Raw genomic sequence first — 25,281 nt, 5'->3', positions numbered from 1 at the left:
CCCCCTCGATAGGAACAGGCCGAGGAGCATGAGGGCTCGCGACGGTCCTTTAGTAACTCCGGCAGCCTGTCCACGCACGTTTCGAGCAGCTTTGATGAGCGAGCAAGTCGGTTCTTAAGCGCTAGGCCACCCCTTACCCTCCGGCGCTCGTAGTTCGCCGCCGGTCTGGGCCCTGGCCCGACTCGCTAAAGCCAGAGGTCCTAGTCACGCGGTCGAGTGTTTCCCTCTGCCACATATTGAAACATGCAACCTGAGCTGCATCTTCGTCAGCTGCTGGCCTCGGGGCGGTCGACGATTCCCCTCCAAAGCAGCTCACGCGAAGCCATTGTGAAGCACTTGGTGGACCCGTGTTGAATTGAGGGATACCCGTCATTCCGTCGGCGATCACCAATATAAGAGCCATGCGCTCCCGCAATGGTGTAGGACTTTTGGCTCTCCGGACTCGGACCAAGGTCTATAGTTGCAAGGAGATGTGATGCTAGTTTCTTCACGCGACATGGTGACCTGTTCGACCTCTGTCACTCACAACCACGGCAGACCGACCACCGTACTTAGGGATTGGACATGGACGAACGCGAGGCGACAAGCACCGGCAAGACGAAACCTGTTTCGGATCTCTTGGAAATTGCTGCACAACTCGCCGCCCTCGCCGAGGACATCAAGATCTTAGCCGAAAAGCCGATTTCAACATCGCTCGAATCTGACGATAATCCTGAAGTAGGCTCAGAATAACCGTTGCCGCCATGCAGATCTCTGATGAGATCAGGACCAAGGCCGAATTCGTGTCCGCCGGTTCCCAGTCGTGCGCCTGAGCCTCATGCCGATATATCCTGATCAGACGGTTGTTGCGGCGGCGCGTTGGCAGACATCAAAGGCGCCAGCTCGTTCATGTCTTCGTCATCGTGCAAAAGTTAATGTCATCGATTTGCACTTCATCGAGGCGCTGCTTGATCGCCAGGGCATAGACGGTGCTGAGAATGTTCCGGTCCATGAAATCAGGGTCTGTCAGAGCCAGCAGCGGGGCGCGGACAAGCTTTTTGCTGGACGTCTTGGGGCAGCGCTTCAGGACAAAGTCATAAAGGTTCTAGTCGGAGTAACTGGTAGCAGCGCCTTCAAGCGATCCGCGAAGCCGGGCCGAGCCGTGAGAAAGTGATGGACTATCTCGCCAAGAAGTAGGGGGCTTTTAGATGAGGCTCCCCAGCGAAGTTCCCGACTTCGATCGAGCCCGCTGGACTTCAGCGGGCCCTTCATCATTGCTTTTCTTGCAGGAGCTCCTGGCGGGATTGGTGAGGTCCCAGAGCGAGCAGTTAGAGGTCTTGCGCGGGGTATCGCTCTGGGACTTGCCCATGACTGTTGCGGCCATGAGGTGGCAGGAGCCATATTCGGTAAATATAGCGGGTCGGGCAATGCGGCGCATCGGACCTTTGGTCTCTCTAAGGGCTTGTGGACGTAGGACCAAAGTCCCACCGGCAGCCAGCAGCGCCCTTGCTATTTGCTGCCGATGATTGTCAGCATACGCCAGAATCGCGTCTTCTGCGAGAAGCCGTCTTGAAGCAGGAGCGCCTGCTACTCCGTACCCGCTGAGCCACACTCAGCTGGCCAAGTATGCCATCCAATCGCACGGGCAACCTTGCACGCATTGAGGGGCTCATCGTCGAGGATTTGAATCTCTGCTGCCTCGTTACAGCCTCTCATCATCCGTCACCTTCGATCGACTCCTCTCCTCGGGCTTTCGCCGTGCGACGTCGCCGAACGGCATCCGGCAGGCCTGCGGACTTAAGCGACTCAATTGTCAGTTCGGTCGTCCTGCCTGCGGCGAGGCGTTTGCCGACCCCCACTGCCCTGCCCACCGCCTATCAACGCTCTACCGATTGCCTGTCTTTCTACGCCAAGGCGCTACTACGCCATCGTGCCTGTTGCGGCAGTTGGGCTTATGGCTCTTTTAATCATCCCCGATCGAGGGCCGTACATCATGTAGCCCGCGAGCGAACGGGGACGACGTGGCGACATCTCATCCGAAATCAGAGGCAGTGACGCGGGGCGTGCGCATGTTGCGCACAGCTCTCGGCCCTTCCATCACGGGATTTCTCGAGGACCCGTCCGTCGTCGAGATCATGCTCAACCCCGACGGGCGGCTCTGGATCGACCTGCTGTCAACTGGCCTCGCCGATAGCGGCGAGCGCCTCTCGCCCGCCGATGGCGAGCGCATCATTCGGCTCGTCGCTCACCACGTTGGCGCCGAGGTTCATGCCGGCGCACCCCGCCTCTCCGCGGAACTCCCCGGAACGGGTGAGCGGTTCGAGGGACTGTTGCCGCCGGTCGTCGCCGCGCCGGCCTTCGCAATCCGCAAGCCGGCGGTTGCCATCTTCACGCTCGAGGACTATGTCGCCGCAGGCGTCATGTCGGCCGGCCAGGCCGCGGCGCTGCGCGAGGCCGTAGCGTCCCGTGCGAACATTCTCGTCGCCGGCGGTACGTCCACCGGCAAGACCACACTCACCAACGCTCTTCTCGCCGAAGTCGCGAAAACCTCCGACCGCGTCGTCATCATCGAGGACACACGCGAACTACAATGTGCCGTGCCGAACCTCGTCGCGATGCGCACCAAGGATGCCGTCGCATCCCTCTCCGATCTCGTTCGCTCGTCACTTCGTCTGCGTCCCGACCGGATCCCGATCGGCGAAGTGCGCGGCGCCGAAGCCCTCGACCTGCTGAAAGCCTGGGGTACCGGCCACCCCGGCGGCATCGGCACCATCCACGCCGGCAGCGCGATCGGAGCGCTGCGCCGCCTCGAGCAACTGATCCAGGAGGCCGTCGTCACAGTGCCTAAGGCGCTGATCGCCGAAACAATCGATCTCGTCGCGGTGCTCTCCGGCCGTGGATCCTCACGCCGCCTCGCCGAGCTCACTCGCGTCGAGGGGCTCGGCCCTTCAGGCGACTATTTGATCAATCCCGTCACCCCTACCGAACCAGGAGCCTCTGCATGATGCAGCGTTTTCATCAACTTTGCTGGCAGTTTTTCTCAGCCGTTTCCCTCACCGTTCTGGCTTTGGCGCTTGCACCGGCAGCGCATGCATCCGGCTCCTCCATGCCCTGGGAGCAGCCGCTCCAGCAGATCCTGAAGTCCGTCGAAGGTCCGGTTGCCAAGATCATCGCGGTGATCATCATCATTGCGACCGGCCTCACGCTAGCCTTCGGCGACACCTCGGGCGGCTTCCGGCGCCTCATCCAGGTCGTCTTCGGCCTCTCGATCGCCTTTGCCGCAAGCTCCTTCTTCCTCTCCTTCTTCTCCTTCGGCGGCGGGGCGCTCGTCTGATGACAGACTCCCCCTCTCCTGCCGCTGACGTGCCGGGTTTCTCGGTCCCGGTACACCGATCGCTGACCGAACCAATCCTGCTCGGTGGCGCACCCCGCGCCATCGCCATCCTCAACGGAACGCTCGCCGCGGCACTCGGCCTGGGTTTGCGGCTCTGGCTAGTCGGCCTCGGCCTCTGGCTTGCCGGCCATCTGTCCGCCGCCTGGGCGGCGAAGCGGGACCCGCAGTTCGTCGAGGTCGTGCGCCGACATCTGCGCATCCCCGGCCATCTGTCGCTCTGAGGGAGCAATCGCCGTGATGAACCTCGCCGAATACCGCAGCAAAAGCACCCGCCTCGCCGACTTTCTGCCCTGGGCAGCCCTGGTCGGCGAAGGCGTCGTCCTCAACAAGGATGGCTCGTTCCAGCGCACCGTGCGTTTCCGCGGTCCAGACCTCGATTCGGCCGTGCCGGCCGAGCTCGTTGCCGTCGCCGGCCGTCTCAACAATGCGTTCCGCCGGCTTGGTTCGGGCTGGGCCATCTTCGTGGAAGGGCAACGGCATCCCTCGGCCACCTATCCGGCCAGCCATTTTCCCGATGCGGCCTCGGCTCTCGTCGATGCCGAACGCAAAGCGGCCTTCGAGGAGGCCGGCGCGCATTTCGAATCGAGCTACTTCCTGACCTTCCTTTACCTGCCTCCGGCTGAGGGGAAGGCCTGTGCCGAGAACTGGCTTTACGAGGGCAAGCCCGAAGCGGGCGTCAATCCGCGCGAGATCCTGCAGGCCTTCACTGACCGAACCAACCGCGTCCTGCAGCTGATCGAAGGGTTCATGCCCGAATGCGCCTGGCTCGATGACGCCGAGACGCTCACCTATCTCCACTCGACCGTCTCGACCAATCGTCACCGCGTGCGCGTCCCCGAAACCCCGATTTATCTTGATGCGCTCCTCGCTGATCAGCGGCTCACGGGCGGTCTTGAGCCGCGCCTCGGAAACGCGCATCTGCGGGTGCTCACGATCGTCGGCTTCCCGACCGCAACGACGCCTAGCATTCTCGACGATCTCAACCGTCTTGCCTTTCCCTATCGCTGGTCGACGCGAGCGATCATGCTCGACAAGACCGACGCCGCGACGCTGCTCACAAAGATTCGCCGGCAGTGGTTTGCCAAGCGCAAGTCGATCGCCGCCATCCTCAAGGAGGTGATCACCAACGAAGCTTCGGCCCTTGTAGATAGCGACGCTGCGAACAAGGCTGCTGATGCCGATCTCGCCCTGCAGGAGCTGGGCGCCGACTATGCCGGACAGGCTTACGTCACGGCGACCGTCACGGTCTGGGACGCCGATCCACGCGCCGCCGACGAAAAACTGCGCCACGTCGAGAAGGTGATTCAGGGCCGGGATTTCACGGCCATGGCGGAAACCATCAATGCGGTCGACGCCTGGCTCGGCAGCCTGCCGGGTCACGCCTATGCCAATGTCCGGCAGCCGCCGATCTCCACCTTGAACCTCGCCCACATGGTACCGCTCTCCGCCGTATGGGCAGGGCCGGAACGGGACGAGCACTTGCAAGCACCTCCCTTGCTCCTCGGGAAGGCCGAAGGCTCGACCCCGTTCCGGTTTACCATCCATGTCGGCGATGTCGGTCATACCCTCGTGGTTGGGCCCACCGGCGCCGGCAAGTCGGTGCTGCTCGCGCTGATGGCGCTGCAGTTCCGCCGTTATGAACGCTCTCAGGTTTTCGCCTTCGACTTCGGCGGCTCCATCCGCGCCGCGGCACTCGCCATGGGCGGCGACTGGCACGATCTCGGAGGCGACCTCACCGAAGGCGCCGAGACTTCCGTGTCACTTCAGCCGCTCGCCCGCATCAACGACATCGCCGAGCGCGCCTGGGCGGCCGACTGGCTCGTCGCCATTCTCATCCGGGAAGGTGTTGCCATATCGCCCGAGGAGAAAGACCACATCTGGACGGCGCTCACCTCGCTTGCCTCCGCCCCAGTCCTCGAGCGAACCATTACCGGCCTCACCGTTCTCCTCCAATCGAACGATCTAAAGCAGGCACTTCGGCCCTATTGCGTCGGAGGTCGCTACGGCCGGCTCCTTGACGCGGAATGCGAACATCTGGGTGGGGCTTCCGTTCAGGCCCTCGAAACCGAAGGCCTCATCGGCACCGGCGCGGCAGCCGCCGTGCTCCAATATCTCTTCCATCGCATCGAGGACCGCCTCGACGGCAGCGCTACCCTCATTATCATCGATGAAGGCTGGGTCGCGCTCGACGACGAAGGCTTCGCCGGCCAGCTTCGCGAATGGTTGAAGACGCTACGCAAGAAAAACGCGTCCGTCGTGTTCGCCACCCAGTCGCTCTCGGACATCGACGGTTCGCCAATCGCACCGGCAATCATCGAAAGCTGCCAGACGCGGCTCCTTCTTCCCAACGAACGCGCGATCGAGCCGCAGATCGCGGCCATCTATCGTCGCTTCGGGCTCAACGATCGCCAGATCGAGATCCTCGCGCGGGCCACGCCAAAACGCGACTACTACTGCCAGTCGCGACGCGGCAATCGCCTCTTCGAACTCGGTCTCTCCGAGGTCGCGCTGGCATTGTGCGCGGCGTCGGGAAAGACAGACCAGACCGCAATTGAGAGCATTCTCGCCAAGTACGGCCGACACGGTTTTCTCGACGCTTGGCTGCGCCACCGCCGCGTCGCCTGGGCCGCTGATCTCATTCCCCACCTCGCGAACTTCATCCCACAAGCCACGGAGGTACAGCAATGACCGTTCGCTCCCGCCCTCGCGCGCGCGTGCGTCGACTTGCCGCGGCGCTCATTGCCGCGCCGGCAGTGAGTTCCCCACTGCTCGTGACGCCGGCACAGGCACTCATCGTCTTCGATCCGAAAAACTACGCTCAGAACCTGCTCTCGGCCGCCCGAGCGCTCGACCAGATCAACAATCAGATCACCTCGCTTCAGAACGAGGCGCAGATGCTGATCAACCAAACCCGCAATCTCGCGAGTTTGCCATATTCCTCACTCCAGCAGTTGCAGCAGTCGGTTCGCCGCACGCAAGCGCTCCTTTCCCGAGCCCAGAACATCGCCTTCGACCTCCAGGAGGTCGACCGAGCATTCCAGACCACCTATGGCAAGGTCTCCCTCACCGCGACGGACCAGCAGCTCGTGGCCGGAGCGCGCTCGCGCTGGAGGAACACGGTCGGCGGCCTGCAGGACGCCATGCGTATCCAGGCGACCGTCATCGAAAACATCGACACGAATCGCACGCAGATGTCGGCGCTCGTCGGCCGGAGCCAGGCCGCGGTCGGCGCGCTCCAGGCGACCCAGGCAGGCAACCAGATCCTCGCCCTTCAAGCCCAGCAGCTCATCGATCTCACCGCCGTCGTCGTTGCAAACGGCCGCGCGCAAGCGCTGAGCGAGGCCGAGCGCGCGGCCGCGGCCGAACAGGGACGCGAACAGCGTCGTCGCTTCCTTGCACCCGGAGCGGCCTATCAGCCGGGCAACGCCCGGATGTTTCACAACTGAGAGGCGTGTCATGGCTTGCAAATGGTTTGCCCGAACCGCCGCCGCGGGGCTTGTGGCGGTGGCAATCACCGCGACGGCGATGACGCTTGGCCGGAATGGGGATGAGGCGGAGCCTGCTGCGCGTGTCGTGCGAGACAGTGCAGCGCCGGACCCCTTTCGCGCGGAACTCAAGCGCTGCCTCGGGCTTGGCGCGGCGGCGACGGGCGACCCGGCTTGCCTCAAGACCTGGGCGGAGAACCGTAAGCGCTTTCTGTCGTCCGCGAGCGAGGCCCGATAGCTCATGGGCAGCACCGGCGTCATCGACCAGTTCCTCGAGGTATTCACACGCTATATCGATTCCGGCTTCGGCCTGCTTGGCGCAGAAGTAACGTTCATCGCGACCACGCTGATCGTGGTCGACGTGACGCTTGCCGCGCTCTTCTGGAGCTGGGGCGCCGATGATGACGTCCTCGCCAGGCTTGTGAAGAAGACCCTCTTCGTCGGCGTCTTCGCCTATCTCATCTCCAACTGGAACAAGCTCGCCCGCATCGTCTTCGAAAGCTTTGCCGGCCTCGGTCTCAAGGCATCCGGCACGGGCTTCACGACCACCGACCTGGTGCGGCCCGGAAGAGTCGCCCAGACCGGTCTTGATGCAGGTAGGCCGCTGCTCGAATCCATTTCTGATCTTATGGGTTACTGGAGTTTCTTCGAAAACTTCATTCAGATCGCGTGCATGCTGTTCGCCTGGGTGCTGGTGCTGCTCGCCTTCTTCATTCTCGCCGTCCAACTCTTCGTCACCCTGATCGAGTTCAAGCTGACGACACTCGCGGGCTTCGTGCTCATCCCCTTCGGTCTCTTCGGCAAATCCGCCTTCATGGCCGAACGCGTGCTCGGCAACGTCGTCTCGAGCGGCATCAAGGTACTCGTCCTCGCCATCATCATCGGCATCGGTTCGACGCTATTTTCCCAGTTCACGCAAGGCTTTGGCGGTCAGGCCCCGACGATTGATCAGGCCATGGCGATCGTGCTCGCCGCCCTCTCGCTGCTCGGTCTCGGCATTTTCGGTCCAGGCATCGCGAATGGCATCGTCTCGGGCGGACCGCAGCTCGGCGCCGGCAGCGCCGTCGGTACAAGCATTGCCGCTGGCGGGGTCGTTGCACTCGGCGCGGCGACCGTCGGAGCCGCCATATCAGGTGGGGCCTCCCTTCTCGGCGGTGCCGCAGCAGCCGCCCGCGGCGGCGCGGCCACGGCCTATCGCCTCGGCGCGGCCGGCGAAAGCGGAATTGCGTCAACGGCGTCTGGCCCCGGTGGCACGGCGACAGCCGGTACCAGCTCCGCGGTCTCGCCCCTCAGGCGCGCTGCAACCCGCGCGGTGAACAGCCTCAAATCGAGCCATCCCGCCGGCACCAAGTCTGAAGTCGAAGAGACCGGCGGCACTTCGACGGTAGGGACGCTCCGCCGTTCCGCAGAAACCGCCCAAGACAGTTCCGCCACAACTGCACCGACGATCAGCAATGCCCCTCCTGATTGGGCCAGGCGCATGAAGCGATCGCAGCAAGTCTCACATGGTCTCCAGACCACCGCCCACGCCATCCGTTCCGGAGACGCTCATGGCGGCGGCTCCTCCGTCAATCTTTCCGAAAGTGACTGCTCATGAATCTTTTTCGACGACCGTCCACCCATTACGGCAAGACACCCCCGCCCGAGACGCCCTATCAGCGAGCAGCCCAAATCTGGGACGAGCGCATCGGCTCGGCCCGGGTGCAAGCGAAAAACTGGCGCCTGATGGCCTTCGGCTCGCTGATCCTCACCGCTGGATTTGCGGCAGCGCTCATGTGGCAATCGGCGTGCGGCACCATCGTTCCCTGGGTGGTTCAGGTCGACGAGCTCGGCCAGGCGCAGGCCATCGCACCCGCCGACGCGGACTACCGTCCGACCGATCCACAGATCGCCTGGCATCTCGCCCGCTTCATCGAGCAGGTCAGAAGCATCCCGGCCGACGCGATCATCGTCCGACAGAACTGGCTGCGCGCCTATGAGTTCACAACGGACCGTGGTGCCGCGGCGCTCAACGACCATGCTCGCACCGATGACCCTTTCACCAAGGTCGGCCGCATTCAGGTCGCCGTCGATGTCTCAAGCGTGATCAGGGCCTCGCCCGACAGCTTCCGGGTTGCCTGGACGGAGCGGCGTTATCAGGACGGATCGCTTGCTGGCACAGAGCGATGGACGGCGATCCTGACGGTCACCGTGCAGCCCCCACGCGATGCCGAGAAGCTCCGTGCCAATCCGCTTGGCATATATGTCAACGCCATCAACTGGTCGAAGGAGATGGGCCAATGAAAGCGGCTTTCCGTACGGCCATGCTTACGGCCGCCCTGGTTGCTGCCTCGGCCCTTGCAGCCTGCGCCACGGCGCCGAGGCCGCCACGGATCGGTTACGATTCCAATGTCCCACCCCTTGCACCGCCTCCCGCAGCCGATACCGATGAGCGACCGCGGCCACTTCACGTGCCGCCACCGTGGACGCCGGGCCGCGGCGGCATGGCGGCGTCGAAACCGATCGCACGCGTTGCTAACGCCAATGCCGCTGCTCGCGTCGAGCCTCGTCGTGAGGGCTACTACAACGCCGTCCAGGTTTATCCCTACAGCCCGGGCGCTCTCTACCAGGTCTACGCCGCTGCCGGCCAGATCACCGATATCGCGCTCGAACCCGGCGAGGACCTGACGGGCGCCGGAGCGCTCGCCGCCGGCGATACCGCGCGCTGGATCATTGGCGACACCGAAAGCGGCAGCGGCAGCACACGCCGTGTCCATGTCCTCGTCAAACCGACACGCTCCGACATCTCCACCAATCTCTTCATTACGACCGATCGCCGAACCTACATGATCGAACTGCGCGCGGTCGAAAAGCAGTACATGCCCGCCGTTGCCTGGGCCTATCCGCAACCGCCCGCGATAAAGCGGCGCAACGCGCCCCTCACGCCCGTCATTCCTACCCTCTCCGCGCGCAACTATCGCTATGGCCTCAGCGGCGATGACCCGCCCTGGCGTCCAGTAGCCGTCTATGACGATGGCAGGCGGGTCTATGTCGAGTTCGCGCGAGGGATCGTCCAGGGCGAGATGCCGCCACTCTTCGTCATCGGCGCCGACGGCGAACCTCAGATCGTCAACACCCGCGTCTATGGGAACATCCTGATCGTCGACCGGCTCTTCGGCGCCGCCGAGTTGCGCCTCGGCGGCGGCAACAACCAGCAGACCGTGCGAATCTTGCGCGCCGATGGGAGGCGGTCGTCATGAGCGACATGGAAGCTGGAAATCAAGCGGAACAGGAGTTGGCGAACTCCGGGGCCCCGTTCGTCTCCCCCATGCGGCTGCGCCCCGAACCCCCACGGGTGACGCGGATCTCGCGCAAGGTCTTAGCTGGGCTGGGCCTCGCCATGGGACTCGGCGTCGGCGGTGCGCTGATCTACGCGCTGCGCACACCGGACGCAGGCGTCAATAGTGAGGAACTCTATTCGACCGATAATCGGCCGACCGCCGACGGTCTTGCAGGTCTGCCCAAAGATTATACCGGCCCCATCCTCGGTCCCCCGCTGCCGGGGGATCTCGGCAGGCCCATCCTCGACGCGCAAAGCCGCGGTCAGCCGGTCGTGCCACCGACCATCGAGACATCCGCCGTCGATCCGGCAGAAGAACGCCGTCTCGCGGAAGCGGAAGCGGCGCGCACGAGCCGGATCTTTTTTGAGATGGAGACTGCGCCGAACTCGACCGCGCCGGATGACGCGTCATTCATGCCGGGCTTCACCGCGCTTGGAGCCGACGGCGAGCCCGGCTCAGCCGCGACACAGGAACGGCAGCTCGCCTTCCTGAATATACCGCCGGCCAGGCGTACCGTTTCGCCGGATCGGATCTCGGCGCCGGCATCGCCATACGTGCTGCAGGCGGGCTCGGTCATAGCCGCAGCGCTCATTACCGGCATTCGTTCCGATCTGCCCGGTCAGATCACCGCTCAAGTGACCGAGAACGTCTATGACAGCCCGACCGGCAGATTCCTGCTCGTGCCGCAGGGAACACGCCTCGTCGGTCAATATGACAGCGGCTTGGGGTTTGGCCAACGTCGAGTCCTTCTCGTCTGGAACAGGCTGATTATGCCCAACGGACGCTCCATTGTTCTCGAGCGACAGCCGGGGACGGACACGGAGGGCTATGCCGGCCTCGAGGATCGGGTCGATTATCATTGGCGGGATCTCGTTAAGGCGGCCGCCCTTTCGACGTTGCTCGGGATCGGTGCGGAACTCGCCGCCGACGATAACGATCGGCTCAGGCGGGCACTCAGCGATAGTGCCCAGGACACCGTCAATGATGCGGGCCAGGAGATCGTTCGCCGCCAACTCGATGCGCAGCCGACGCTCACAATCCGGCCGGGCTTTCCGGTTCGCGTAATCGTCACCCGCGACCTCACACTCGAGCCATATGGAGGACCCCCATGACCAGACTGAAACTCGGCCCGATCGCAGACGACAAGCCCGTGAAGGTCAGTCTGGAGCTGCCCGCGGCGCTGCATCGCAGTCTAGTCGGCTATGCGGAACAGCTCGGCCGCCAAACCGGCCGCCCAGTCAGCGACCCGATGAAGCTGATCGTTCCGATGCTCGAGCGCTTCATTGCTTCGGATCGTGGATTTGCAAAAGCGAGAAAGTCTTTGTCTTCACCGAACGCGCAGCACTAGCCTTTTTTGCCACCGTTCGCATACTGCTCCTTGACTTGCCGAGGCCGCAGGTTCCGAGGGAAAGACGACATCTTCCGACAAAGCCCTTATCTTGCTTCGGTAACGTGGCGAATACGGCTTGCGTTCAACAGGCCAGCGGCTTGGATCAGCGGATAGCCGGCAGCCGCTATATGAGAGTTGATGCGGTGAAGATCCCTGACGAGGTCTATAAAGAGCGCGTTCCCCCTGCCATCGGCTCCTGAGTCGACCTGATCGCGGCCGAGGTGCTCATTCACAATGCTGTCCTCAAGCTCACGAAATCGGTCTTTTTGTGCGGCAAGGCGCGCCGCAGCCGTGACATCCCGTGAAGTCAGCGCAGCCGGAACGAGCCGCAGCGACAGGGAGATGACTTCACAGAGCGCCTCGAGCGCCGCAGTCTGGCTCGACGAGAACCGGGTATCCTGCTTGATTGTGGCGCGGATCCGATTGGCGAGACTGAGCTTGATAACGTCGCCGGCATGTTCGAGGTTGCTCGCGTAATGCAGTACCTCGAACGCCCGTCGGCTGTCACTGCTCGTTAGTCTGTCTGCGGGAAGCTGACCGAGATAGACGTGGACAGACGCCAGATAGTTACCAAGCCTGACGTCAATCGCAGCCACGTCTTTCAGGTCTTCCAGACGCCTGGATTTCAGAGCCATCAACGAGAGGCGGAACATCCGTTCCAGGATTTCGCTCATGCGGACCGTTTCGGTTACGGCATTGGACAGCGCGATCGTCGGCGTCTCGAGCGACAGCCGGTCAAGATAACGCGGAGCAGCGAACGGATCGTCCGCTGCGGCTGCATCGGGCATAAGTTTTTCGCAGAGGCGCATAACCGCAGGGGAAAACGGCAGGAAGACTGTTGCGACGGTAACATTGAATACCGCATGCAAACCGACGGCGATGTGTAACGGCTCGATCGACAATGTGTCCGCAATTTCGACTATCGTGCGACCAAGCAGCAGGCCCGCAAGCGCCAGAAAGCCGCGGCAGAAGAGATTGGCTACTGGAAGCCTGCGCGCCGGCATTGGTTGTTCGCACGTCGCAGCGACGGCCGGTAGCCCACCACCGAAATTGATGCCTAGAATTAAGGGAATCGCCCCGGCCACCTCCAGACTGCCGTTGATGAGGAGTGAAGAGACCAAAAGAATGACGGCTAGCGTCGAATGGCAGAGCCAAGCGAGGACTGCTCCTACCAAGAACCCGAGGATCGGTTCCCCGGCAATCGCACCCAAGACTTCATGGAACAGTGTCGCGCCCCGAAGCGGCGCCGTCGCTGCCACGATCATCGTCAAGGCAAGCAGCATCATGCCAAGCCCGAGCACGATCCGCCCTGCGCTGCGAAGCCTGAATTCACTCGAAAGACCGAAGGTGACGTATCCTGCAAAAAGGCAGAAGGGCGCGAGTTTCATTGAAAGCGATGAGCCTGAGACGAAGAGCCCAGACACGAGGGCCGAACCGACATCAGCGCCGAGCAGAACCGCCAAACCAGTAGTGCCGCCGATCGCCCCCGACCCGGCGAGTCCCGCGATAATGAGCGCCATGGCTGTGGCACTCCCAAGCATGGCCGTGGCAACGACGCCGCCGCCGAATGCTGCCAGTCTGTTCGACAAACGCTGCTCGACAAATCTCTGCAAACGCTCGCCCCATCCCCGCATGACGCCTGTGCGGATCATGCGCACGCCCCACAACAGCAGCGCCACGCCGCCAAGAAGCTCTATTATGACAGATGTTCCGGACGTCATTTCGCGTGCGGTCCCCTTCCTCAGGCATAGTCAGTCGGCAACGGACACGTCGGGAGCGACAGATCCAATGTTGTAGGCTTCGAGCTGCGCCGTCACACGGTCAGGTGCGGCAAAGTTGAGAATGGTCGCAGTCCCTGGGGTCACCGGGACCACCCGCGAAGGCGGAAGGTCCAAGAATTCATGGCAAACGGCGCGGATGACGCCGCCATGCACGACCGCGAGAAGATCACCCTCGGTGTTCGCAATCCACTCGCGAATGCTATCCGCCACTCTTTGGCGAAACGCCGACCAGCTTTCGGCACGTGCAGGTGTGAATGTTCCGGCACGCCACGCAGCATACTCCTCCGGCCGCTCGGCGATGAGTTCGGGCTTGCGCCTGCCTGTCCAATCGCCCATGTCAAGCTCGCGCAGTCGGACGTCAGTGGGTGCCTCCGGATGGCCAATAAGGGCAACTGTCTGTCGCGTCCGACCGAGATCCGAAGCAATCACACGGACGGGTTTCAACGCCTTGGCGTAAGGACGGAAACGGCGGACTTGCGCGACGCCGCGCTCCGAAAGCACGGAGTTGTCCTGGCCCTGGAGGCGCTGCTCAGCGTTCCATTCGGTTTCTCCGTGGCGCATGAGAATGAGCCTCATTGATCGATCCTTTCTCCAGAGACGGCAAATATTGCGTCGGGACCTCGAATGAATGACATGGTGATGGCCTCACCCGGCGTCGCGCTGAAATACCCATCGGTCATTCCTGTGACGCGGAGGTCTCCAATCATCGCCGTCACCATCGTCCGCCCCGCGATCGGGGCAGCCTCGGCAAAGCGGGCCTCGACGGAGGGCCTGCCCGCGACGGCGCCTACGCAAAGGTCTTCCGCGCGGTAAAGCAATTGCACGCTCTCGTGACCGCGTGCCGCGGCTGAGAAAGCAAGATCCACATCGCCGAACATCAGGAAGTCACCGGAGCGAACTGCCGGAAGCAGGTTTGCCGGCGGGGTGCCGAGAAAGGTGGCGACAAAGGTCGTGGCTGGTCGCCGAAGGAGATCTATCGGCTTTCCAAACTGCTCGACGCGACCATTGTTCAGCACGGCGACGTGAGTTGCCATTGTCATCGCTTCCACCTGGTCATGGGTCACGTAGACGGAGGTGGCGCCGGTGGCGCGATGGATGCGCATCAGTTCGCTCCGCATCTCGATGCGGAGCTTGGCATCGAGGTTGGAAAGGGGTTCATCAAACAGAAGAATGCTCGGCTGCGGCGCGATCGTGCGAGCAATCGCCACACGCTGTTGCTGGCCGCCCGAGATTTCCGCTGGATATCGCTTCGCCAAAGCGTCGATGCCGAGTAGCGCCAGAACTTCCCTGACCCTTTGGTCCCGCCGCTCCCTCGACCACTTTGCGACTTTCAGCGGCCAAGCAATATTGGCAGCCACCGTCATGTGCGGCCAGAGGGCATAGCTCTGAAACACGAGGCCGGCATTGCGTCTACCGGCATCGGAGATGACACCCCCTGCGCCACTGGAAACCGTCTCGCCGACGAAGGCAATTTCGCCTTCGGTTGGGGCCTCGAGACCTGCAAGCATGCGCAACAATGTGGACTTGCCGCAGCCGGACGGGCCGACAAGCACCAGAAAGGAACCAGCAGGCACAGAGATGTTGATGTCCTTGACCGCTGTGAAAGCGCCGAACCGTTTTGCGAGATTGCGGATTTGGATGGCGTCCGCGGCGCTGGAAACAATGGCGTTCATGACTCTTTCCATTTCTGAACGCGGTTCTGCAGGCTGTGCGCGATGAGCGAGGCCGCGAGGCAGACCACGAGAATGATGAGGGTGATGGCATTGGCAAACTGCATGAATCCTTCGGCCGCATAGCGGTAGGCAACCATGCTCAACACCGGAGAGGTCGCGGTGAAGAGCAGCACCACCAGCGACAGATCGCGCACCATCTTGACGAAGACGAGGATCGCTCCGGCAAACAGCCCGCGGATCGCCAGCGGGAAGATGATGGCGAACAGTCGCCGTATGAGCCCTGCCCCGGTCAGCCGCGCACTTTCCTCCAGGTCAGCCGAAATCTGGCCAAGTACCGAGCGTCCCGATTGAACCGCAAAGGGAAGATTATGTGCGGAAGCAGCGACCACCAGCAGTGCGAAGGTGCCATAGAGAGAGGGCATCGGCCCAATCGGCGCACCGAATAGCGCGATGTAGGCGGCCGCAAAGGCAATGCTCGGAATGAGGAGCGGCATGAAAGCGAGCTGGCTCAGCACGGACGCGAGCAGGCTGCCGCGGCGATGAACAATCGTATAGGCGAGTGCCAATCCCAGAAGCATGGTCGTGAACGCCACGACAAGGCCAAGCTGGATGGTGTTCCAGAGCGCATCAAGCAGGATGGGGTTGCGGAATATCCCGGCTTGACCTTGGGCGATCGCGCCGCCGCCTTCGCCGATCCAGAAATGCAACGTCCAGTTCGAAAACAGTGCGCCGCTTTGGGGGGCTAGGCTTGACGCCGCAAGGATCAGAATCGGGGCGACGGTGGTGAGCAGACCAACCACCAGCGCCAAGCCAAAGAGCGGCCAGCGCCAGACGCCGAGGGGGAAACGTTTCGTGCGTCCACCCTTGCCGGTCACCGTGATGAACGCCTTGCGCCCTGAAACGATCCGATCGGACAACCAAAGGAACGCCGCCGAAACGGCGATGAGCAAAAGCGCGATGACAAAGCCGCGTTCATTTTGACCTGTTTCGATCATGCCGAAAAGACGGGTCGAAAGCGTTTGCATTCGCACCGGCAGACCAAGCAGGGCTGGCGCCGCGAAGTTGGCGACGGCGCCGGCGAAGGTCAGCGACCCAGCCGCGATCAACGCGGGTGTCACGACGGGCAGAATGATGCCGAAAAAGATACGCGGACGTCTCGCACCGGCCATTTGGCCGGCTTCAACGAGATCGGCCCCAACGGAGCTCAGTGCCGCAGCGATGATCGTGTAGGCGAGAGAATAATAGTGCGCGATCAGCACGATGGCTGTCGGCACGAGCCCCCAGGCGAGCCAATCAGGGATGGCAAGTCCGCTAGTTTCGAAAAAGCCAGCGGAGCCCCCGAGGCGGGCGTTCCTGAACACAGTGCCCCAGGCAAGCGCCGCGGCAAAACTCGGGATCATGTAAGGCAAGGTAGCCATCAACCCCAACGCCTTGCGGCCAGGGACGTCGGTGAGGATCACGAGCCAGGCGAGGAAGCCTCCAAGCAGAAGGCAGCCGATAGAGACACCGAAACCCAGCGCCATCGTATTGAGCAGCGGTCGCCACCAGAGATTGGTTGATAGCGGGCTGAAAAGAACGGTCTCCCAGGCTGCGAGGCCTTCAGGTGTCAGTGTGGAAAGCAGGATGCGAAGCAGCGGCGCGACGACGAGGATGGCAATGATCGCCATCAATATTGCCGGCATGAGAAAGGCCGATCGGAGCAGTCGGCTGCCCGATGGCATGACGATAGATGTCGATGTCATTGAATGCCTCCGAGGCGTATCGGCGCGGGCCAAGATCCGCGCCGACAACAGCCTGCCCTCATTGAAGGGTGATGATGAGATCCGCGATCCGGCCTCGAGCGGCGGCCGTCTTTTGCGGATCAATTGTCCAGGCCTGCAAGTCTTCGAGCTTAACCGAGTCCGGGTGGCCGGCGATCGTCTCGCGTGTCGCGTAGTCGCCAGGGACGTTGAAGGGCTCGAAGCCGGGCCCACCGCTCGGCGTGTCATCGCCAAACATGAAGTCGATCAGCAGCCGCGCGGCGGCAGGATGGGGCGCCTTGTCCGCAATTGTCAGAATCGCAGGAAAGAGAATGCCGTTGGCGGGCTCGACTTTATTCGCAACCTGGAGAGCCCACCCCTCCTTTTTGTTGTCGCGACGGTCCGAATAGGTGCCGAAGCCGACGGGCGGCTCCTTAGCATTGATGTCACCGATCGACTTGTTGAGGACGTCGCTGTTCGGCACGAGGATGAGGTCGTTCGCGAAGAGATCCTTGATAAACTGTTCGCCCGCACCTTGAACGTCCGGATCCACCTCTATCTCCTTTCCGAAGTGTGCCTGGTAAGCCTTTGACATTTCGTCGGAGTGGAGTGCGATTTCGGTCAAGAGATCAAGGAGTTCACCCCGTTGGCTCGGGTCAACCATAAGCACTCGGCCGCGCCATTCCGGATCGGTGAGTTGCCACAGATTGTTGATTGGCGAACCATTCGGAAAGGCCGCCTCGTTGTACATCAGAACCTTGGTCGACAGCCGTTGCGCAAGCAGCGGGACCTTGTAGCGATCATCGATCTCGCCAGTCACACGGGGCGGCACATAATTGCTGACCCTTTTTGCCTGCAGCAGTTTTGTGAAGACCACCGGTGTGTCGGCAATATAGAGCACGTCGACGGCGTGGATCCCAGCCTGCTGTTCCGCCTCCAGGCGTGCGATCTGCTTCGTCGAGCTCATATCAAGCCCTATCAGGTCCACGCCGGGATAGGTCTCTTCGAATGCCTTCTCGATTTTGGCGATACGGCTCGACAGTGAGAAGATAGTAACGCTCCCCTCCTTCTGTGCGAGCGGCAACAACTGCTCCGGCGTCATCTCGTCGAGATCTCCAGCCGCCGCTATCGACGGCAAAATAACGCACGCAGCAAGCGCGGCTTTGGTTAGTCTTTTGAACATGTCTTCCTCCTCCCAACATTTCCCCAATCAATCGAAGTCGTTGAACAACTCCGACAGTTTCTCCAACCTGCCGATGATCTCCCGCTGATGGCGGCCGGCGATCGTCAGGACGATGCCGTTGACGATTGCGAACGGAATTGTCGGCGTCTGGAACTCACTCCCCGAGCGGCCTCGTGGCGCCGACAGCATGAGATTTGCGGCAGGCTCCATCAGCGGGCCAGCAAGGTCGGAAATGAGAATTGTTTGAGCGCCGACACGCGCAGCATGCCGCATGAGTGGTCCGTAGCTTTGTGGCTGCTTGCGGAACGCAAGAGCGATCACCAAGTCCCCGGCGTCCATGCTAACCATGCGCTCTGCGATGTCTCGTCCGCGCCCCGTCAATGCAATGATGGTCATGCCGAACCGGTCGAGACGACGGTGCAAGAAACCGGCCACCGATTGGGCGTGCCCTTGACCGAAGATGAATATGCGTCGTGCAGCGAAAACCATGTCCGCAGCAATATCGACGTCTGTCTGAGCGACGGATCTAGCCAGCGTCTCGAGTGCGGCAATTTCAGCCGCAATCAGATCAGTCAGATAGTCGCCATGTTCGACCTTCGACACCGACCGGCGCATGCGGTTGGCGGCGTCTTGATCATCCAGAACTTCGCGTTGCAATTGCGCACGTAGGTCTGGGAAGCCCTTGTAGCCCAACTTCTGAGCGAGCCGTGTCGCAGTGGCTTCGTGGACGGCGGCGCGTTGCGAGAGTTGCGGGCCCGAGAGGAAAGCGGCTTCGGCGCGGTTTTCCAGGATGGTCGCGATCAGCTTCTGATCCGCATCCGTCAGTCGCCTGGAGTGAGCTTTTATCCGATCGAGTATTGTCATGACATCCTGCAAGCTCGTTTGCAGGCCACATCGTTTCTGCAAATTTCCATGTCGTCAACACGGGCGCCGCAAGAAACCTTGCAAGACTCTGCAAAGCATTGCCCGAATACTCACGCATCGACCCGGAAATCGAGCCGAACCAGGCTATTGCACGCTGGATTCTACCTTTACGTGCGGCCACCGTGATGCAGACACCACTTCTCGTTTCGCGTCTCAGAATCTTTGCAAGGGGCCGCAAAAGAAAGGCAAGCGGTGTGATGGTGCCTGCCTTGTGCAGCAGTATCACGGCGTTTCAGCTCGGAAGGAATCTTCCGACTTCGCAACCCACGCAAACGAGACATCCTCGAACGTTATGGCGCGCATTGGCTTGTGAATGGATGCCTGGAGCGTCTGCATTTCCGGTCGCATAACGAGAATGACAGTTTCCTTCGGCGGGCAATCAGGCAACGAGCACACGAGTTCATTCACTGAAACGATTGTCGCGTCATCGAGCCCAAGAATCGTCCGCGTCCATTGCTTGATGGTGCGCGCACTGTTGACGACGCCCGGCGCCTGTCGCGCGAGAGGATTTATGAACGGCCCCGTCATGCCTGCCTCCTCGTCTTGCGAGAGGATCGGGGCGTTAGAACCTCAAATAGGTCACGGATCGGTTTCGCCGGCATGTCTTGACCAATGAGCACGACGCGAGTGGTCCGGTCACCACTCGGCCAGCGGTCAAGACGGTGGGGCGGATATAGCCGCCGATGAACCGCATGGGCGACGAGCGGCCTGTCCAGGTCGTCGGCGAGCGCGAAGATGCCCTTCAGCCTGAGCAGACCCGAGGAGATGTTGCTCGTGACCAGATGGAGAAAGGTCTCGACGGACGGTGGATCGAGAGGCTCGTCGTGGACAAGGCTGAAGGCCTCCACCTCATCGCCATGCCGGTTTGAATCGTGAGCATGATCTGCGTGCTTCGCCAATGCCTCCATCGCAAGCCAGCCTGGGACGTCGTCGGCTTTGCCCTGGATGGAATAAGGCCGCTCGCTGAAGAGCGACGCAAGATCAAAGCCAGCGGCGTGCCGGTCATGAAACATCGCCGCGGGGTTCAGTTGGCAAAGTTCCTCGGTCCAGGACAAACGCTCTTCTACGATGTCCGTCTTGGTGAGAATGATGTGATCCGCGAAAGCAAGTTGCTTCCACCCCTCCATGAAACTGTCGAGCGTTGCGCGGCCGGCAAACACATCGAAGGCCGTGATCACGCCGGAAAGATAGTAATGCCGCGCCACAACATGATCGCGCAGGCCCATGGCAGGGGCGCCACCGGCAACGAGACTGTTGATGATCGGAACAGGGTCAGCAAGGCCCGTCGTCTCAATAACGACACGCGACACGGCCGGTATTTCGCCACGGCTGCGCGCCTCGTGCAGCTCGAACAAGGACGCACGAATATCGCCGCTCGCCGTGCAGCAGATGCATCCGGTCGTCGTCTGGAAATAGCGCTCCGACCCGGCGTGAACGAGATCATGATCGACGGGCACCGTTCCAAATTCGTTGACAATGACGGCCATGTTCCCCATGCGGGGATCGGCGAGCAGATCATTGAGCAATGTGGTTTTGCCGGATCCCAGAAATCCAGTCAGCAGTGTCACCGGGACGGGTTCATAACGCACGATCAACTCAAACTCCAGCGGTGCTTCGCCCGACATTCGCCAATGCCTGGACGGCTGCATGCTCACCCTCCAGCCCCCTGCATGTGTGATCGGAACGCTCAATTTTGACGTACGAAGGGGCTCGCCCGTGACTGCCGGACGAGTCCCAATGCGTTTAGCTACCCAGGATGGCAGCGTTGATGGTGTCGAGGTTGTGACGGAACATGTCGATGTAGGTCGAAGCCGGGCCGTCCGTTGCGGAGAGTGCATCCGAATAGAGCGTCCCGCCAAGCTTGATGCCCGTCTCGGTTACGATCTGTTCGACAAGACGCGGGTTCGTAATGTTCTCCAGGAAGATCGCCGACGCCTTGTCCTCCTTGACCTGGTCGATGAGTTTGGCGACGTCAGACGCGGAGGCCTCCGCCTCGGTCGAGATGCCTTCGGGCGCGATAAACTTCAGCCCGTATTCATGTTCGAAATAGCCAAACGCGTCGTGCGAGGTGATGACCGTGCGCTTATCGGCCGGAATTGCCTCTAGCGAGGCCTTCACCTCCGCCTCCAGTTCGGCGAGCTTCTTGAGGTAGGCCTCGGAATTGGCCGCGTAGCTTGCGCATCCCGCCTTGTCGGCTTTGCAGAGGGCGTCCGCAATGTTCTTCACATAGATCTCGGCATTGTGGATTGATTGCCACGCATGTGGATCGAATTCGCCATGATCATGCCCCTCATCTTCATGACCATCGTTTTCCTGTTTCCCGGCATCTTCATGGCCCTCACCCTCATGGTGTTCCCCCTCACTCGCCTTCAGCGGCTCGATGCCCTTGCTGACCTCGACAACCGCCGCCTTGGTGCCACTCGTTTCGATGAGCCGCGACATGAAGCCCTCGAAGGCGAGGCCATTGACCAGAACGACATTCGCCTGTTCGAGCGCGGCTGCATCAGCGGGACGTGGTTCATAGACATGAGCGTCCCCGTCAGGACCAACGAGGGTCGTGACCTCGATGCGATCGCCGCCCACATTCTTGGCGAAGTCGCCAAGGATGGAGAAGCTGGCAACGACCTTTATGTCGGCTGCGGAGGCGGTCGCAATAAAGCCACCGCACAACGTGACGAGGCTCGCACAGGTCGCAATGCGCAAAGTTCTGAACATGGAGATCTCCTTTTTGTTGATCAGGCTACTCGGTGGCGGCGCTGCGCGAAGGCGTTGCGCAGAACACCTCGCCGGCCAGCCAAAGTGGAAAGGAAATAGATGCCGCCGGCAGTCAGGATGATGGCAGGCCCCGACGGCAGTGACGCGTGATAGGAAAGCAGCAGGCCACCCAGGGCCGAGACGGCGGCAATCGCAATAGCCACCAGGCACATCGGACCGACCTGGTTGGACCAGAAGCGAGACGCCGCAGCAGGCACCATCATCAGGCCCACCGAGAGCAGCGTGCCGAGCGCCTGGAAACCGGCGACAAGGTTCAGCACCGCAAGCGTCAAGAAAAGAAAATGGACCGGCGCACCGACGCGGCTCACTGAACGCAGAAAGAGCGGATCAAGGCACTCGGCCACCAGGGCACGCCAGAAGATTGCAAGCGCCAGCAACGTGATGGCAGCGATCAAGCCGATCAGGGTCAGGGCAGCATCGTTGAGTGCCAGCACGGAGCCGAACAACACATGCATCAGATCCACGCTGGAGCCACGCCAGGACACGAGTAGCACGCCGAGCGCCAGCGAGATCAGATAGAATGCCGCCAAGGAGGCATCTTCCTTCTGGATCGTCAGGCGCGACACCGCGCCTGCCCCAAGAGCGACAACGAGGCCGACGAGGAGGCCACCGAGCGTCATCGGAACGATATCGAGACCGAAGAATACGAAGCCGAGCGCCGCTCCCGGCAGGATCGCATGGGACATTGCGTCGCCGGTGAGACTCATGCGTCTCAGCATCAGAAAGACGCCGACGGGCGCACAGCTTACGGCCAGGATCAGCGAGCCGAACAGGGCGCGCTGCATGAAGCCATATTGAAGAAACGGCGCGATCAGATAGTCATACATTCGCCGATGCCTTCTCGACAGCGCCCTTGCTGGCGGTCGATCCCGCCGGACTGTCCTCACACCACTCTGCTGTCTCGTCCCAGGCTTCCTGAAAATTCCGAGCCCGCAGGAGATTCTCCGGCGTCAGCACAGCGTCCGTTCGCCCCCAGGCGACCGCCTTTCGCGCAAGCAGAAGCGTTTGCGGAAAATGCTGCCGAACGAGAGCGTGGTCGTGCAGCACGCAAAGCACCGTCCTGCCTTCCGCGGCCCACCGCCGCACCAGTTGGACGAGGTCGGCGATCGTGCGGGCATCCACAGCATTGAAAGGCTCGTCCAAGAGGATGAGATCGGCGTCCTGCAGCATGGCGCGGGCAAACAACGCTCTCTGCATCTGGCCGCCCGAAAGGCTGTCCAACGGGCGATCCTCGAAACCGGTGAGACCCACCGCAGAAAGACAGCCCGCCAAGTCCGCCCTGTCTGCTTTCGTCCGACGCCCAAGCAACCCGCGTCGTTGCCAGAAGCCAAGCGAGACGAGATCGATCACGCGTGCGGGAAAGCTGCGGTCGAGCTCCGACTGCTGCGGCAGATAGGCGAGCCGCCGATAGTGCGCGAAGCAAGCCCCATTGATGGGTTTCAGGATGCCGGCGATTCCCTTCATCAGGGTCGACTTGCCAGATCCATTGGCGCCAACGATCGCGGTCAGCGCGCCGCGCTCGATACTACCACTCAGGTGGTGAATGGCGGGGTGGCCGGCATAGCCAAGGGTCAAGTTTTCAAAACGAAGGCAATGATTGGTCATGGCAGGTCCGGGGTTGACAACCCCTGCATATGTTACGTTATTACATTCGTCAAACAAAAAGTTACGTAATAACATATCAACTTCGATGCTGGCCCGGGTGCCGCCGACGCGCTCGGCATGCATCGCAACAATGAGGTTTCGCCCATGTTAGACCAGATTGCCCCCACGCCAGTCACTGTGCTCACCGGCTATCTCGGCGCAGGAAAGACCACCCTTCTCAACCGGATCCTTTCAGAGCCGCATGGGAAGAAGTTCGCTGTCATCGTCAACGAGTTCGGCGAAGTCGGTATCGACAACGACCTCATCGTCGATGCTGACGAGGAAGTGTTCGAGATGAACAACGGCTGCATTTGCTGCACGGTGCGCGGCGACCTGATCCGCATCATCGAGGGGCTGATGCGGCGCCGCGACCGCTTCGATGGAATCCTCATAGAAACCACCGGGCTCGCGGATCCCGCCCCCGTCGCGCAGACTTTCTTCGTCGACGAGGACGTCCGCTCCAAGACACGGCTCGACTCCATCATCACCGTCGTCGATGCCAAACATCTTCTCGGCGAACTCGATCACGCGCATGAAGCGCAGGAGCAACTGGCGTTCGCCGACACGATCATCCTCAATAAGACCGACCTTGTATCGGTCGCCGGACTGAAAGCTGTCGAGGATCGCATTCGCCGCATCAATCCGACGGCCAGCATTATCCAGACACAGCGCTGCGATCTCGATATCGCCGGCTTGCTCGATCGCAAGGCCTTCGATCTCGACCGCATTCTCGAAGTCGAGCCTGACTTTCTCGAAGAAGAGCACGACCATGAGCATGACGATCATGTCACGAGTTTTTCACTGATCGAACGCCAGCCGATCGATCCAGAAAAATTCTTCCGCTGGCTCCAAACGACCGCCCAGGCATTTGGCCTGGATATGCTGCGGATGAAGGGCATCATCGCCTTTGCCGGCGACGACGACCGCTATGTCGTCCAGGGCGTCCACATGTTGATGGAAGGCGACCACCAGCGCCGGTGGAAGGACGGGGAGGAGCGCGTGTCGCGGCTTGTCTTCATTGGCCGCAACCTGCCGAAGGACATCATCTCGGACGGGTTCGTGAAATGCCGCGCACTCCCGACAGCGACCGTATAGCGCGGAGCTTCCCGGACGAATAGTGCTGGAATATGCCACAGACGACCCCCACTCGCCTCACGGCAACGACCGGCGGTGGCCGGCGCTTCGATCGAGGAACACCGCGGCCATAGTCCGCTGCCGATCGTTCGGGCACATCGCACAATACGGGGCTGACGCGGCAGCCCCGTATCACTTCAGATCCGAGAATGGAGGCACACAGATGACACGACGGACGGGCCATACAACCTCAGCCCTCACGCGCAATCAAACGCTTGTGCTTTCGGTTCTGGAAGCATCACAGGTACCTTTAAGCGCCTACAGCATTCTCGATCGTCTTCGACAGCACGGCCTCAAGGCACCGCTGCAGATCTATCGGGCACTCGAAAAGCTTCTCGAACTCGGAAAGATCCATAGGGTCGAGAGTATGAATGCCTTCGTTCGCTGCCGCCATTCTGAACACGGCTACATCCACCCATCAATTACTGCCTTCGAAATCTGTGAAGCCTGCGGTTCGGTCAACGAGTTCCACAATGAGAACCTCGAATTGGCTCTCGGTAGACACGTTCGCGGCGATGGCTTCCTGGCGAAGCGTACCACAATCGAAATACGTGGCCTTTGTTCCGCATGTCGCTAGCAGGATTTACGGGCCGCCTCTGCCAGACCTTCCGGAGCTCACGGAAATCGGCGTGCAACAAAGCCCGCAAGACAAGATGGAGTTGCCGCCGGCGACGTCCACGCCCGTCTGTCCATAGCGCCTCGTCGCCTTTAACAAAAATCACTCCGTATTTGGTGCCGCTGAGACGGAGACAGCACGACACGCTGAATGGCAGCAATCAACGACCATGCTGCCAAGGCTGGAGAGCACTCGCTCGGTCAGATCGACCTGGAACCGCGTCCACGGTGTTGATCATTCGTGC

The 25,281-nt window shown here is 61.5% G+C and carries 25 protein-coding genes; 14 read left to right on the top strand and 11 right to left on the bottom strand.

Translation table 11 applies throughout. The features are described 5' to 3' along the window. The first annotated feature begins 564 nt into the window (after positions 1 to 564). The 12 genes from QN224_RS29880 (at position 565) to QN224_RS29820 (ending at position 11,526) form a co-directional block, all read left to right on the top strand. Complete coding sequence (locus QN224_RS29880) at positions 565 to 732, top strand: hypothetical protein (RefSeq protein WP_173513684.1); 168 nt, start codon at positions 565 to 567, stop codon at positions 730 to 732. 1,268 nt (positions 733 to 2,000) lie between these two features. Continuing rightward, a complete protein-coding gene (trbB, locus tag QN224_RS29870) occupies positions 2,001 to 2,984 on the top strand; it encodes a P-type conjugative transfer ATPase TrbB (RefSeq protein ID WP_173513685.1) in 984 nt (327 codons plus the stop codon). Next, on the top strand, positions 2,981 to 3,313 hold the full coding sequence (locus QN224_RS29865; protein WP_283979623.1) for a TrbC/VirB2 family protein: 333 nt from the start codon (positions 2,981 to 2,983) through the stop codon (positions 3,311 to 3,313). The genes trbB and QN224_RS29865 overlap by 4 nt, the downstream gene beginning before the upstream one ends. Continuing rightward, positions 3,313 to 3,594, top strand: coding sequence for a VirB3 family type IV secretion system protein (locus QN224_RS29860; protein ID WP_283979622.1), 282 nt, complete (start codon positions 3,313 to 3,315; stop codon positions 3,592 to 3,594). The genes QN224_RS29865 and QN224_RS29860 overlap by 1 nt, the downstream gene beginning before the upstream one ends. 13 nt (positions 3,595 to 3,607) lie before the next feature. Further along, positions 3,608 to 6,061 carry a conjugal transfer protein TrbE gene (trbE, locus tag QN224_RS29855; RefSeq protein ID WP_283979621.1) on the top strand — a complete coding sequence of 818 codons (2,454 nt, stop codon included), beginning with the start codon at positions 3,608 to 3,610 and terminating at the stop codon, positions 6,059 to 6,061. Further along, entirely contained in the window at positions 6,058 to 6,819 is a 762-nt protein-coding gene (gene trbJ, locus QN224_RS29850) for a P-type conjugative transfer protein TrbJ (RefSeq protein WP_283979620.1), read from the top strand. The genes trbE and trbJ overlap by 4 nt, the downstream gene beginning before the upstream one ends. 10 nt (positions 6,820 to 6,829) lie before the next feature. Continuing rightward, positions 6,830 to 7,096 (top strand): putative entry exclusion protein TrbK-alt, encoded by a 267-nt coding sequence (gene trbK-alt / locus QN224_RS29845; protein WP_283979619.1) that lies wholly within the window; start codon positions 6,830 to 6,832, stop codon positions 7,094 to 7,096. A 3-nt stretch (positions 7,097 to 7,099) separates the two neighbouring features. After that, complete coding sequence (gene trbL, locus QN224_RS29840; protein ID WP_283979618.1) at positions 7,100 to 8,455, top strand: P-type conjugative transfer protein TrbL; 1,356 nt, start codon at positions 7,100 to 7,102, stop codon at positions 8,453 to 8,455. Then, positions 8,452 to 9,141 carry a conjugal transfer protein TrbF gene (trbF, locus tag QN224_RS29835; RefSeq protein ID WP_283979617.1) on the top strand — a complete coding sequence of 230 codons (690 nt, stop codon included), beginning with the start codon at positions 8,452 to 8,454 and terminating at the stop codon, positions 9,139 to 9,141. Before trbL ends, trbF begins: the two co-directional genes overlap by 4 nt. Then, positions 9,138 to 10,097, top strand: a complete 960-nt coding sequence (gene trbG, locus QN224_RS29830) for a P-type conjugative transfer protein TrbG (RefSeq protein WP_283979616.1) — start codon at positions 9,138 to 9,140, stop codon at positions 10,095 to 10,097. Before trbF ends, trbG begins: the two co-directional genes overlap by 4 nt. Before the next feature lie 5 nt (positions 10,098 to 10,102). After that, positions 10,103 to 11,290, top strand: coding sequence for a TrbI/VirB10 family protein (locus QN224_RS29825; protein ID WP_283979627.1), 1,188 nt, complete (start codon positions 10,103 to 10,105; stop codon positions 11,288 to 11,290). Beyond that, on the top strand, positions 11,287 to 11,526 hold the full coding sequence (locus QN224_RS29820) for a DUF2274 domain-containing protein (RefSeq protein WP_283979615.1): 240 nt from the start codon (positions 11,287 to 11,289) through the stop codon (positions 11,524 to 11,526). Before QN224_RS29825 ends, QN224_RS29820 begins: the two co-directional genes overlap by 4 nt. Positions 11,527 to 11,612: 86 nt before the next feature. Here the strand turns inward: QN224_RS29820 and QN224_RS29815 are convergent, their stop codons facing one another. The 11 genes from QN224_RS29815 to aztA form a co-directional block, all read right to left on the bottom strand. After that, positions 11,613 to 13,289 carry a Na/Pi cotransporter family protein gene (locus tag QN224_RS29815; protein WP_283979614.1) on the bottom strand — a complete coding sequence of 559 codons (1,677 nt, stop codon included), beginning with the start codon at positions 13,287 to 13,289 and terminating at the stop codon, positions 11,613 to 11,615. A 30-nt stretch (positions 13,290 to 13,319) separates the two neighbouring features. Continuing rightward, positions 13,320 to 13,925, bottom strand: a complete 606-nt coding sequence (locus QN224_RS29810) for a histidine phosphatase family protein (RefSeq protein ID WP_173513697.1) — start codon at positions 13,923 to 13,925, stop codon at positions 13,320 to 13,322. Then, positions 13,922 to 15,022: an ABC transporter ATP-binding protein gene (locus QN224_RS29805; protein WP_283979613.1), complete on the bottom strand. Its 1,101-nt coding sequence runs from the start codon at positions 15,020 to 15,022 to the stop codon at positions 13,922 to 13,924. The genes QN224_RS29810 and QN224_RS29805 overlap by 4 nt, the downstream gene beginning before the upstream one ends. Next, positions 15,019 to 16,743 (bottom strand): iron ABC transporter permease, encoded by a 1,725-nt coding sequence (locus QN224_RS29800; protein ID WP_336621135.1) that lies wholly within the window; start codon positions 16,741 to 16,743, stop codon positions 15,019 to 15,021. The genes QN224_RS29805 and QN224_RS29800 overlap by 4 nt, the downstream gene beginning before the upstream one ends. A 79-nt stretch (positions 16,744 to 16,822) precedes the next feature. Then, the gene (locus QN224_RS29795; protein WP_283979611.1) at positions 16,823 to 17,944 is read right to left on the bottom strand and encodes an extracellular solute-binding protein; all 1,122 of its coding nucleotides are present in this window, start codon (positions 17,942 to 17,944) and stop codon (positions 16,823 to 16,825) included. 27 nt (positions 17,945 to 17,971) lie between these two features. Further along, positions 17,972 to 18,808: a MurR/RpiR family transcriptional regulator gene (locus QN224_RS29790; protein ID WP_173513700.1), complete on the bottom strand. Its 837-nt coding sequence runs from the start codon at positions 18,806 to 18,808 to the stop codon at positions 17,972 to 17,974. 282 nt (positions 18,809 to 19,090) lie between these two features. Beyond that, a complete protein-coding gene (locus QN224_RS29785; RefSeq protein WP_283979610.1) occupies positions 19,091 to 19,396 on the bottom strand; it encodes a hypothetical protein in 306 nt (101 codons plus the stop codon). Continuing rightward, entirely contained in the window at positions 19,393 to 20,493 is a 1,101-nt protein-coding gene (locus QN224_RS29780; protein WP_283979626.1) for a GTP-binding protein, read from the bottom strand. Before QN224_RS29780 ends, QN224_RS29785 begins: the two co-directional genes overlap by 4 nt. 118 nt (positions 20,494 to 20,611) lie before the next feature. Beyond that, a complete protein-coding gene (aztC, locus tag QN224_RS29775) occupies positions 20,612 to 21,583 on the bottom strand; it encodes a zinc ABC transporter substrate-binding protein AztC (protein ID WP_283979609.1) in 972 nt (323 codons plus the stop codon). Positions 21,584 to 21,603: 20 nt separating this feature from the next. Then, entirely contained in the window at positions 21,604 to 22,470 is an 867-nt protein-coding gene (gene aztB / locus QN224_RS29770; RefSeq protein ID WP_173513704.1) for a zinc ABC transporter permease AztB, read from the bottom strand. Further along, complete coding sequence (gene aztA, locus QN224_RS29765; RefSeq protein WP_283979608.1) at positions 22,463 to 23,248, bottom strand: zinc ABC transporter ATP-binding protein AztA; 786 nt, start codon at positions 23,246 to 23,248, stop codon at positions 22,463 to 22,465. Before aztA ends, aztB begins: the two co-directional genes overlap by 8 nt. Before the next feature lie 144 nt (positions 23,249 to 23,392). Here aztA and QN224_RS29760 point away from each other — a divergent pair, with 144 nt between their 5' ends. Further along, the gene (locus QN224_RS29760; RefSeq protein ID WP_283979607.1) at positions 23,393 to 24,382 is read left to right on the top strand and encodes a GTP-binding protein; all 990 of its coding nucleotides are present in this window, start codon (positions 23,393 to 23,395) and stop codon (positions 24,380 to 24,382) included. Between the two features lie 202 nt (positions 24,383 to 24,584). After that, the gene (locus QN224_RS29755) at positions 24,585 to 24,998 is read left to right on the top strand and encodes a Fur family transcriptional regulator (RefSeq protein ID WP_283979606.1); all 414 of its coding nucleotides are present in this window, start codon (positions 24,585 to 24,587) and stop codon (positions 24,996 to 24,998) included. Positions 24,999 to 25,281: the final 283 nt, after the last annotated feature.

This window comes from Sinorhizobium sp. 7-81, from assembly GCF_030124405.1.
Taxonomy (GTDB): domain Bacteria; phylum Pseudomonadota; class Alphaproteobacteria; order Rhizobiales; family Rhizobiaceae; genus Sinorhizobium; species Sinorhizobium psoraleae.
This window is presented reverse-complemented; position numbering and strand designations above follow the sequence as displayed.